Raw genomic sequence first — 11,787 nt, 5'->3', positions numbered from 1 at the left:
CCCACTATTTCAGGCTCTGGTACCTGTTCTGGCTTGCTATTTCTGCTCTATCTACCGCGGCGGGCAGAACCGCCGACGAAGCCCAGGCAAAACCTACGCGAGCCAGCCTATGGGGCACAACCTACGGGTGGCGAATCGAAGCCGGCTCACGACCACCCAACTCGGCAGTCTCCAACTGGAACGTCGAATGCTCCACCGACACCTCAAAATGACCCGCCACGCACGAACGGATACGGTCCAAAATCGCCACCGCAGACCCGTCATGGAAGCACGAATCGGCAACCACCACGTGCGCGGTCACCACCGGCAGACCGGTCGCCACCATCGAAGCGTGCACATCGTGCACCTCCACAACGCCCTCAACTCGCAGCATGTGCTCACGCATCGCGTCCAGGTCCAGGCCGTCCGGGGTGAACTCCATGAGCACCGCAGTCGTCTGCCTCATCAGACGCGCCGCACGCGGCACAATCAGCGCCGCAATCAGCAGACCGGCAAGGGCATCCGCCTGATAGAAGCCCGTCAGCCAAATCACGATAGCCGCCACAATCACACCCAACGAACCCAGGGCGTCATTGAGCACCTCCAGGAACGCGGCACGCATATTGAAGTTCGCGTTCCTCGCCGTAGCCAGCACCGCAATACCAATAGCGTTCGCCACCAGGCCAACCACACCAAAGATCAGCAGTTCGGTGCCGGGCACCTCCGGCGGGGCGAACAGGCGATGCACGCCCTCCACCGCCGTGTAGATACCCACCGCCAACAGCAGCACCGACTGCCCGAGAGCGGCAAGCACCTCAATGCGGCGGAAACCCCACGTGCGGCGGGACGTCGCGGGCCGCGTCATCAGCGAAGCCGCCGTAAGCGCCACCAGCAGGCCCGAGGCATCCGCCAGAGCGTGCGCCGTATCAGTCAGCAGCGCAAGACTTCCCGTGACCAACGAACCAATCGCCTGCGCCAACACAATAACGACCGCCAAGCTAAACGCAATCAGCAGGCGCGGACGCATCGAGGCGGCGTCCTCCGGGCTCGGGGCATGCGAATGATGATGCCCGTGGTGGCCGTGGTGGCCGTGGTGTGCGTGCGCTCCCATGCGCTTCTCCTCAACTATGAATGCGTTGTTGACTATCGAGAGTTATCGGCAGATAGCAAAATCGCCCGATTCACAAGAACCGGGCGAAAAGCTCCTCAACCGAGGAAAACGTGGAGATAAGGGGACTCGAACCCCTGACCCCCTGCATGCCATGCAGGTGCGCTACCAGCTGCGCCATATCCCCATATTCAGTTAGTGACCTCAACGAGGCAACATGAATATATTACACACACCACGGACAACGATGCAAACCAGCGCACCCAAAAATCCAAAAAAGTTCCGGGCGGGTAAGCAAGAGGGGCGGACCCCGCGGCGCCGTACAGCGCCAGCAGAGCCCACCCCTCATCAGCTAAAAATCAAGCAGAAGCCTACGCCTCATCCTGAGCGGGAATGATGCGTGCAGCATCTTCCTCAGTCTCACCCTCAATGTCGAAGGGAGCCTCGTTCTCAACGCCCAGCTCAATACGCGGAGCCTCAGCCCACAGACGATCCAGAGCGTAGAACTCGCGGTCCTCCTCATGCTGAACATGCACGACAATATCGCCGAAGTCCAGCAGAATCCAACGACCCGAGGAACGACCCTCACGGCGGACCGGCTTCAGGTCAGCCTGCTCACGCAGAGCGTCCTCAACCTCATCCGCAACAGCGTTCACGAGGCGCTCATTGTGGGCAGAAACCACCAGGAAGCCATCAATCAAACCCATCGCATCGGATGCATCCACAGCGAACAGGTTCGTTCCCTGCTTCTCCTCCGCAGCGCGGGCGGCAATGCGCAGAGCCTCAATCGAGGACTGTGCAGCAGTCATATTTTCCTTCCTTGCCGGCAGAACACCCACCGGCAGCACCCGCAACAGGGGTGCATTGTTCACGGCCTACTTAGGGCCAAAAATCATAATCAGACCAACAACGACCAGGGCGAGCAGCAGCACAATCCACAGCCACGTCAGGGAGGCCTTCTGCGCAGGCTGCAGAACCTCTTCAGCCTTCTCGACAGCGCTCTCAGAAGCAGACTTTTCCTCAGCTTCCTTCGACGCCTCAGCAGAGACAGCCGATGCAGACTTCGACTCAGCCGGCTCAGACTCTTCAACCTCAGAATCCTCTTCGGACTCTTCAGCAGTCTCCTCAACCAGTGCCTCTTCGGGATCCTGACGATCCACCATGCGCTGTAGCAGCTCCTCAACCTCATCCGGGCTCAGAGCAACAGTCGGGTCGCCGTCCACCGAATCCACGGTGTCACCGGCGGAGGCGCTATCCAGCACGCTCAGGTCAAGACCCTGCGCGTTCACTGCGCTCACGCGGGTGGGCAGCTCGTCAGCAGACTCTTCAACCTCAGCAACCTCAACAGTCTCTTCCTCAACGGAAGCGACCTCGGTCTGCTCGGCCTCAACGTCAGAGCTGTCCAGCTCCTCAACCTTCGGCTCATCGCGCACCAGGTACTGGTGCAGCTCGGGTTCCGGCTTCTCCTCCTTGACCACGGCAATGACCGGGATCGAAGAAGTCATCGGGTTATCCACCGCGGAGGGGCTGGTCGCATCCACACGGTTCTGCGCGATCTCTTCGGGACGCAGAACACGCAGGCTACTGGTCAGAGGAGCAGGCTCGTGCAGCTTCTCCTCATCGTTCGCCTCAGTGTCAATCTTGCCCTGAGCCGCCAGCGCCGCAAAACGACGCTGAACAGCCAGAACCTGCGGGTCAATAGCACCCGCATGAATCACGGATCCCATGTTCTCAACAGGCTTCGCGGGCTCACCGCGGCGGGCTGCACGCAGGTACTCGGCAACTTCTTCACGGTAGCGGGCAAGACGGCGCGGACCCATCACCTTAGTAGGCGGCGGCACCTCAATGCCGTCCTCGGTCACGTACGTCTCGTAGAGGTACGCTTCGTCCTCGCTATAGGGCTTCGAACCCGTAGCTTCACTCATGTGTTCCCTCATTATTCGTCGATTGGGGTGCCTGCCCAGACTCATCCTTCACGCGGGGTAAGCCGTCACGGTACGCCGTCAAGGCGTCCTTCTTGTACAGGCCGTACTTAGCAATGTACTGCACCACACCATCGGGCACCAGGTACCAGATGGGGGCGTCTGCAGCTGCGCGGCGACGAATATCAGTTGAAGAAATCGCCATCGCAGGAATCTTCAGGGTCGTAATATGACGACCCTCAGCCAGCGGCGGATCCAGATTGTGATCGGGGCGGGTCACACCCACAAAAGTCGCCAAATCCCACAGCTTATGGGCATTGCGCCAGGTCATAATCTGGCTAATCGCGTCCGCGCCGGTAATGAAGAACAGGTCAGCATCCGGGCGCAGGGCGCGCAGCTCGTTAAGCGTATCAAAGGTGTAGGTGGCGCCGCCACGGTCAATATCAATACGGCTCACCGTAAAACGCGGGTTCGACGCGGTCGCAATCACCGTCATCAGGTAGCGATGCTCAGCGTCGCTCACGTGCCGCTCCCCCACCTTCTGCCAGGGCTGACCGGTCGGAACGAACACGACCTCATCCAGGTCGAACACGGCGGCAACTTCACTAGCTGCCACCAGGTGTCCGTGGTGAATCGGGTCGAAGGTTCCACCCATCACACCCAGACGCACCCGACCGGGAGTGCGCGGGGGAATCGACTCGGTGCTCGGAGCACCAAAATCAAGGTGAACAGGCTGGTCAGTCACAAATGCCGTCCTTGCTGGGGACAGAGACCGCACCACGGCAGCTAAAAAGCCACCACAGGTGCGGATGCGGGCAGGTACACAGAAGGTACGCAACACCGAAAAAGGTGCCCGCGTACATTCCCCTCTATGCTACCTGCTTACGGTCAAAAACACCGAAATGACGGGGGTGAGCTAAGCCGCCAGTGGAATACCCAGCCAGCACGCCCGGCCACAGGCTCACCTGCGTGTTCCGACACGCGCATCCGGCGCGAGCGGCAACCACAGGACCTACAAGAAAACACCGCGCACAAGAAGGCGCCGCGTACCGGAGCCAAACCCCGGTACGCGGCACCATCAACAACTAACGCCTAGATATTAGTCATCAATGTTCGGCATGTCGATATTCTCGTCGACCTTGCCTTCCTTCAACTTCTTGCGGTACTCAACTGACTCGGTCCACACGCCTGCAGCGCGCTCGGACTCCAGCTCGGCACGAGCCTCCGCCTTCGCATCCATACGCTCCTTGTACTCCACACGCTTCTGCGCACGAGTCGGGCGAATAATCTCTTCCAGACGAGCATCCGTACCACGCGGGGAGGACAGCAGCTCAGCGCCACCGACCATGGTCGGCTCCCAATCGAAGATCACCGAGTTGTCGTTCTCGCCAATCACCACGGCGTCACCGGCACGAGCACCAGCCTTGAACAGCTCATCCTCAACACCCAGGCGCGCCAGGCGGTCCGCCAGGTAGCCGACAGCCTCATCATTATTGAAGTCAGTCTGCTGAATCCAACGCTCAGGCTTCTCACCAATCACGCGGAACAGCGGCTCAAGGTTACGCTCCTCGCGGCGAATAGTGAATTCCTGCTTCTTCTTACCGCGGAAGCCCTTCGGGCGAACCACAGGAGCCTCAACAACCACGCGCTCCGCTTCCTTCTCGGCAGCGGCACGAGCCACGCGGTCCTCCTCCACGAGCTTTGCCATCGCAAAGATCAGGGACTTCAGACCCTCATGGGAAGCAGTCGAAATCTCGAAGACTTTGAAGCCCATCTCCTCAAACTCGGGGCGAACAAACTCAGCCAGCTCACGAGCCTCAGGAACGTCAATCTTATTGAGCACCACAATCTGCGGACGCTCATGCAGCGGCACGGTTACACCCGCAGTCGGGTCAACCTCATAGTTCTGCAGCTCACCGCGGATCACCTCAAAGTCACTGATCGGGTCGCGGCCCGGCTCCAAAGTAGCGCAGTCAATCACGTGCACCAGAGCCGAAGAACGCTCCACATGGCGCAGGAAGCGGTGACCCAGACCGCGGCCCTCCGAAGCGCCCTCAATCAGACCGGGAACATCCGCGACGGTGTAGCGAACATCGCCCGCCTGCACCACGCCCAGGTTCGGGATCAAAGTGGTGAACGGGTAGTCAGCAATCTTCGGACGCGCCGCAGAAATCGCAGCAATCAACGAAGATTTACCCGCCGAGGGGTAACCCACCAGAGCCACATCCGCAATGGACTTGAGCTCCAGAACAATATCAGTCTCTTCACCGGGGGTGCCCAACAGAGCAAAACCGGGAGCCTTACGCTTAGCCGAAGCCAACGCAGCGTTACCCAGACCGCCCATACCGCCACGGGCAGCAACGTACTCGTCGCCCACACGCAGCAGGTCAGCCAAAACATTACCCTCGCGGTCCTTCACCACAGTACCCTGCGGCACGGTCAGAATCAGGTCCTCACCGTTAAAGCCGTGGTGCATATCGCCACGACCAATATCGCCATTCGGGGCGTGCTGGTGCGGGCTGTGGTGGTACTCCAGCAGGGTCGTGGTCTGGTTATCCACGCGCAGAATCACCGCGCCACCATTACCACCGTTACCGCCATTAGGGCCGCCCAGAGGCTTAAACTTTTCACGTCGCACGGAGACGCAGCCGTTACCTCCGCGACCGCCAGATACATGCAAGACCACGCGGTCCACGAATTCTGCCACGGGTTCTCCTTATCTTGGAAAATCTTCACTTCGCCACCGCACGGCACACACCAATCATGCTGCGGATGCGGTAGCAGGCGCGACCGGGTTGGGGTGCGCCTCATCGTGGAGCCCAGCACGGGCGTCCACGGCATTGGAGGTCATAGCGAGAGGGGGTAGACTAACGCCTACCCCCTCTGCCCTAGCGGTGAGTATTACTCAGCTGCTGCCAGGATGTTAACGACCTTGCGGCCCTTGCGGGTACCGAATTCGACGGTGCCTGCTGCCAGAGCGAACAGGGTGTCGTCGCCACCACGGCCAACGTTCAGGCCGGGGTGGAAGTGGGTGCCGCGCTGGCGAACGAGAATCTCGCCTGCGTTGACGGACTGGCCGCCGTAGCGCTTAACACCGAGGTACTGGGGGTTCGAGTCACGGCCGTTACGGGTGGAGCTTGCGCCCTTCTTGTGTGCCATTCTGTATTCCTACCTTAGGGTTGAATTCCGGTCGTTTCGATTACGCGTTGATAGCGGTAATCTTGACGGTGGTCAGCTCGGCGCGGAAGCCCTGACGCTTCTTGTAACCGGTCTTGTTCTTGTACTTCTGAATAACGATCTTCGGACCGCGCAGGTCCTCAACCTTCTCAGCAACAACCTTGGCGGAAGCCAGGGACTTTGCGTCAGCGGTGACCTTGTCACCGTCGACGAGCAGCAGCACGGGCAGCTCGATGGTGCTGCCGGGCTCGCCTGCAACACGGTCAAGGGTAACGAGGTCGCCTACGGAAACCTTCTCCTGGCGGCCGCCAGCGCGTACAATCGCGTATGCCACTATGGGACTCACTTTTCTCGACAACTTGCTTCTTGAATCTCACACGAATGAGCAGCCTGCGCTTTCATTGCTGTGCGCCCTCCCCCGCCAATCGAATGACCGCGAACAAGGAGGAACGGCCCGTGCGTTCCGGCGGGATTGCCCGCCGAAGCCAACACGCGAGGCTCACCGGTGGTGTCTCTCTCCCGCACGTTCCAAACTCAGCCGAATACTCGACTGCGCCGAAGACGATGCGGGTGGGAGCGGTGTCTCCCGCTGGCCCTGCGTCGATAGGGCTTCACTGAGATAAACACCAGTCCTTAAGGATACGGCATGATCTACGCGCCGCGCAATAGATAATTTTGCGGAACGCCCAAAGTCGGCACGTGATGCTACTCAACCTGCGCGCGCACCGTATATAAACCGCGCACCGCTCGGTTGCATAAATAACGCTGAGGCAGCCGCAGGTAGGCAGGCGCGCATAGACAAGCCCCGGCGCAGTGGATCACTGAACTGCGCCCCGAAACTTGGACGCATTTAATAGTAGCCGCTACGCGGCCTCCTGCAGGGCCTGATCCCGGTACTCTACCGGGGTCAGGCCCTTAAGCTTTACCTGGCGCCTTACCGTATTCCAGTGCATGATATAGGCCTCGAGGTCGGCTTTGAAACTCTCAAAGGTCTGCCAGTCTTGGCCGCGAAAAAACTCGTCCTTAATGTGTCCGAAGACCTGCTCGGTGGCGCCATTGTCGATGCAGTTGCCTTTACGCGACATACTCTGGATAAAACCGTTCTCAGCGAGCATACTGATGTAAATCTCGTGCTGATACTGCCAGCCCATATCCGAGTGCAAAATCGGCTTAGCTCCCTCGGGTTTGGCATCCATGAGTACCTGAAGCATCTCCTGCTGCTGAGCAAGATTAGGGCACATCGAGATGGAGTGGGCAACAATCTCCTTGCTGGCAAAGTCATAGACCGGCGCGAGGTAGGCCTTACCAAAGGAGAGCTTAAACTCGGTGACATCGGTGCCCAACTTCTGCCAGGGACCGGTCGCCGTGAAGTTGCGACCGATGATGTTGGCGAACCTTTGCCCCACATCCCCCTTATAGGAGTTATACCTACGGTAGGGCCTCTCACGGCGTATACCGCAGCGCAGCCCCATCTGGCGCATCATCTTCAAGACCGTCTTATCGGCAATGCGCACCCCTTCCTCAGCGCGCAGGCACATGGCTATCTGCCTGTGACCGCACCCGTTGGGGGTTCGCGAAAAGATTTGGGCGACCTTGGGACGTAGCTGCACTCTGGTTGGCTGTTGGGGATGAGCCAACGCGTAGTAGTAGCTCGACCTGGCAAGGCCAGCAGCTTCGAGGAGATCACGCACCGCGTGTCCATGCCCTGAAAGCTCAGCGACCACTAGGGCTTTGTCCCGGTTTGGGAGCGCTTCTGCGCCTTCAGGGCAATCGATTTTTTTAGGTACGCCACCTGTGCCTCAAGCTTGCGCACACGCTCTTCGAGTTCCTCCTCACGCGTTGGCGGCACCGCCCGCACCGACCCCTTCGGCCTGCCCTTGGGCTTAGGCTTAAGCGCCTGCGCGCCGCCCTGGCGGTACAGCCTGCACCACTGCTTCAACGGTGTTGCGCTTGCAATACCGAAATGCACCATCGCCTCAGGCTTACTCATCCCACCATCAACCACAGCCTTCGCTGCGGCGACCTTGGTCTCATAGTCGTATTTGGTTCGCTTTACTCCCATGGTAAGAAGCCCGTCCCTCCCGATGACGTGGTACATTTTCTGCCACTCTCTCACAGTCGCGGCGGACACACCAAGCTTCCTGGCGGTCAGACCATAGCCGAATCCTCTCTCGAACATTTGCGCTGCTTGCTCCCGGAGCAAACGATCATGTCTTAATCCCAGATTGATAGACATGAAAAGCCTCCTGTTTCTTGGACTTTAGTTTTGATGTCCAAGAAACGGGAGGCAGTTCATCACTCCACCCCGCCGGGGCTTGTTATACACACACCATCGGAATTCCGATGATCGGAAGCTAAAGACTAATCGTCCTTACCTTCACGCTTAATGTCGGCAGCAGCAACGCCAATGCCGAACAAGACAGGAGCCAAAGCGTCATCAGCCACCGGAGCCACATCCGCAACAGAAGCGGAAGCAACCACGGAACCCTCAGCACGCTCGGAAACGTCCACGGTCACGACCTGAGCACCGGCACCGGCGCTCGAAGCCGCACGGCGAGTGCGACGCTTACGCGGGGTCGAACCGGGCACCTGAGCCGCAGGCTTCTGAGCCTCCTCAACCGGAGCCTCAACCGCTGCGGGAGCTGCGCCCACCACACCGGTCACAGCCGGAGCACCAATCACGCCGGTCACAACCGTGCGAGACTCAGACTTCTCAACCTTATCAGCCTTCGCGGGTGCCTGCTCGGATGCCACGCTCTGCTCAGCTGCCTTCTCGGCGCGCTTCTCATCAGCGGCGCGACGAGCACGGCGGCGGGACGCACGCGGAGTCTCGCGAACATCCTCAATGCGCAGGTCCTCACGCTCAACACGCTTGGACTCCTGAGCCTTCTGCACACCCGAGTTTACCTCAGCGGAGGTTGCCTCAGTATTCTGCTGTTCGCGGTTCTGACGCTTGGACGAACGACGCTCCTCCGAACGATCCTCACGGCCCGAACGGAATGACTCACCCTCAGTGCGGGCAAGACGGCCAGCCTTCTGAGAAGCACGAGCCTTCGCCTCGCCGGCGCGAATCGCCTCAAAACGATCCGAGGAGCGGCTAAAGCGCGGGTCAAGCTCCGGGTCAACGTGGTGCTCGTCCTCCAGCGCACCCGCGCCGGAATCCTCCATAGCGGCGATATCCGCATCGGTCAGCTCGCGGCGCTGGCGGTTACGAGAAGACTTCTTCTCGCCACGCTTGGACGAACGACGCTCCTCAGAACGGTCCTCCGAACGCTCCTGTTCAGAGTCCTTCGAGGAATCCTCAGCGGACTCCTCCTCCACGCGGTCGAACGCGCTCGCCAGCTGCTCCAGGGAGAAACCGCCCTGCTCACCAATCCAGTTGCCCTCGGTGACCTCAGCGACCTTGTCCTCACGCTGAGCAACCTCCGCGTGAGCCTGCTCGCTGGCAGCCTCAGCAATACCCTGAATCTCCTGCTCAAGCGAAAGCTCAGCGGTCTCCGCGCGGCGCGAACGCTTGCGGCGCTTACGCTTCTTGCGGGTCGAAGCGGTCTCCTCCGAAACGTCCTCGCTCTGAGCGGATGCGGCAGCCACCGCAGCCATAGCGTTACGGCGCTCAGCCTTCTTCGACTCCAGAGCATCCTGCTTCTGCTGGTCACGAGAATCCTCACGGGCAGCGGCACGGCTACGCTTACGGTCATTACGCTCATGGCGGTGGATGTAATCCGACGCACCACCGCTACGACCGCTCAGCGGCTGATCGTGAACCACCAGGCCACGACCGGCACACTGCTCACAGGGCTCCGAGAAGACCTCAAGCAGACCGGTACCCAGGCGCTTACGGGTCATCTGAACCAGACCCAGCGAAGTCACCTCAGCCACCTGATGCTTGGTACGGTCACGACCCAGGCACTCAATCAGGCGACGCAGAACCAGGTCACGGTTCGACTCAAGCACCATGTCAATAAAGTCAATGACGATAATGCCGCCGATATCGCGCAGACGCAGCTGACGGACAATCTCCTCAGCAGCTTCCAGGTTGTTCTTGGTGACAGTCTCTTCAAGGTTGCCGCCGCTACCGGTGAACTTACCGGTGTTCACGTCCACCACAGTCATGGCTTCGGTACGGTCAATCACCAGCGAACCACCCGAAGGCAGATACACCTTACGGTCCAGTGCCTTCGCCAGCTGCTCGTTAATGCGGTAGTGGTCGAAGAGGTCGTCAGCGGAATCCCACTGCTGCAGGCGGGAAACCAGGTCCGGCGCCACGTACGTCACGTACGCCTCGATGGAATCCCACGCATTCTCGCCCTGAACAATCATCGCGGTGAAGTCCTCGTTGAAGACGTCACGCACGGTCTTAATCATCAGGTCGGGCTCCTGGTAGAGCATCTCCGGAGCCAGCACCTTGCGGGAGTTAGCCTTCTCCTGAATCTCTTCCCACTGCGCACGCAGACGGTTAATGTCGTGGGTCAGTTCCTCCTCAGAAGCGCCCTCCGCCGCAGTACGAACGATTACGCCAGCACCCTCGGGCAGCTTGTCCTTCAGAATCTTCTTCAGGCGAGCACGCTCGGTGTCGGGCAGCTTGCGGGAAATACCGGTCATCGAACCACCCGGCACGTACACCAGGAAGCGACCGGGCAGAGAAACCTGGCTGGTCAGGCGGGCACCCTTGTGACCAATCGGGTCCTTGGTGACCTGCACCAGAACCGAATCGCCGGGCTTCAGGGCGTTCTCAATCTTGCGGGGCGCACCGTCCAGACCGGTGACATCCCAGTTGACCTCGCCCGCGTACAGCACAGCGTTGCGGCCACGTCCAATGTCAACGAACGCAGCTTCCATGGACGGCAGAACGTTCTGAACCTTACCCAGGTACACGTTGCCAATCAGGGAATCCTGCTGGGTCTTGGATACGAAGTGCTCAGCCAGCACGCCGTCCTCAAGCACACCAATCTGGATGCGGCCGTCCTTCTGACGAACCAGCATCTGACGGTCCACAGACTCGCGGCGAGCCAGGAACTCAGCCTCGGTCACGATGTGGCGGCGGCGGCCCAGGGAGCGGGACTCGCGGCGGCGTACACGCTTCGCTTCCAGGCGGGTAGAACCGCGCACACCGGTCACAGTGTTGGATGTGTGAGAGTCAGCCAGGCGCGGCGCACGCACCTTGGTGACGGTCTCAACCTCATCATCGACGCCGCCCTCAATCTCAATATCTTCGGTACCGCGGCGACGGCGACGGCGACGGTGGCTCGTCACCTCAGCCTCAGCGGCAGCCTCCTCGCGGCGGCGCTCCATGCGCTCCTTACGCTTCTGCTCCTCGGCAGCGGCGCGGCGTGCCTCACGCTCCAGTTTGGCGGCAACAGCGAGCTCACTCAGTTCCTCCGGCTCGGGAGCCATGAACAGCGGCATCGCACCCATGGGGGTACGCGAGCGCAGCTCCTGCAACTTTTCGCGCTGCAGGTCGCTAATGGTCTTTACCGGCTCGGGAGCTTCTGCAGACTCCTCAGCTACGGGCTCCTCAGCAGACTCTTCTGCGGCGGGCTCTTCTGCGGCGGGTGCCTCGGGTGCAGCTTCTTCAGCCTTCTGCTCAGTATCCTCAGCAAC

General features: G+C 60.2%; 10 protein-coding genes and 1 tRNA gene. All 11 read right to left on the bottom strand.

From position 1 onward, the window contains the following. Positions 1-121 precede the first annotated feature (121 nt). On the bottom strand, positions 122-1,090 hold the full coding sequence (locus HMPREF2779_RS08400; RefSeq protein ID WP_105361294.1) for a cation diffusion facilitator family transporter: 969 nt from the start codon (positions 1,088-1,090) through the stop codon (positions 122-124). A 111-nt stretch (positions 1,091-1,201) separates the two neighbouring features. Next, positions 1,202-1,274: transfer RNA gene (locus HMPREF2779_RS08395), tRNA-Ala, on the bottom strand. A 184-nt stretch (positions 1,275-1,458) separates the two neighbouring features. Further along, on the bottom strand, positions 1,459-1,896 hold the full coding sequence (gene rsfS / locus HMPREF2779_RS08390; protein ID WP_005505774.1) for a ribosome silencing factor: 438 nt from the start codon (positions 1,894-1,896) through the stop codon (positions 1,459-1,461). Between the two features lie 66 nt (positions 1,897-1,962). Next, on the bottom strand, positions 1,963-3,012 hold the full coding sequence (locus tag HMPREF2779_RS08385; RefSeq protein WP_105361293.1) for a sulfite reductase subunit alpha: 1,050 nt from the start codon (positions 3,010-3,012) through the stop codon (positions 1,963-1,965). Next, on the bottom strand, positions 3,005-3,754 hold the full coding sequence (nadD, locus tag HMPREF2779_RS08380; RefSeq protein ID WP_070686494.1) for a nicotinate-nucleotide adenylyltransferase: 750 nt from the start codon (positions 3,752-3,754) through the stop codon (positions 3,005-3,007). The genes HMPREF2779_RS08385 and nadD overlap by 8 nt, the downstream gene beginning before the upstream one ends. 354 nt (positions 3,755-4,108) lie before the next feature. After that, positions 4,109-5,716 carry a GTPase ObgE gene (gene obgE, locus HMPREF2779_RS08375; RefSeq protein ID WP_105361292.1) on the bottom strand — a complete coding sequence of 536 codons (1,608 nt, stop codon included), beginning with the start codon at positions 5,714-5,716 and terminating at the stop codon, positions 4,109-4,111. A 194-nt stretch (positions 5,717-5,910) separates the two neighbouring features. Next, positions 5,911-6,168 (bottom strand): 50S ribosomal protein L27, encoded by a 258-nt coding sequence (gene rpmA / locus HMPREF2779_RS08370; protein WP_005505766.1) that lies wholly within the window; start codon positions 6,166-6,168, stop codon positions 5,911-5,913. A 40-nt stretch (positions 6,169-6,208) separates the two neighbouring features. Continuing rightward, positions 6,209-6,520, bottom strand: a complete 312-nt coding sequence (gene rplU, locus HMPREF2779_RS08365; RefSeq protein ID WP_005505764.1) for a 50S ribosomal protein L21 — start codon at positions 6,518-6,520, stop codon at positions 6,209-6,211. Positions 6,521-7,049: 529 nt separating this feature from the next. Continuing rightward, positions 7,050-7,877 (bottom strand): IS3 family transposase, encoded by an 828-nt coding sequence (locus HMPREF2779_RS08360; protein WP_233992335.1) that lies wholly within the window; start codon positions 7,875-7,877, stop codon positions 7,050-7,052. Between the two features lie 32 nt (positions 7,878-7,909). Then, complete coding sequence (locus HMPREF2779_RS08355) at positions 7,910-8,248, bottom strand: helix-turn-helix domain-containing protein (protein WP_233992331.1); 339 nt, start codon at positions 8,246-8,248, stop codon at positions 7,910-7,912. 299 nt (positions 8,249-8,547) lie between these two features. After that, on the bottom strand, positions 8,548-11,787 hold a 3,240-nt coding region (locus tag HMPREF2779_RS08350; protein ID WP_233992330.1), incomplete at its 5' end, for an Rne/Rng family ribonuclease.

Origin of the sequence: Rothia sp. HMSC069C03 (assembly GCF_001811075.1) — a bacterium.
GTDB lineage: Bacteria > Actinomycetota > Actinomycetes > Actinomycetales > Micrococcaceae > Rothia > Rothia mucilaginosa.
The sequence above is the reverse complement of the archived record's forward strand: the minus strand, read 5'-3'. Positions and strand labels throughout refer to the sequence as shown.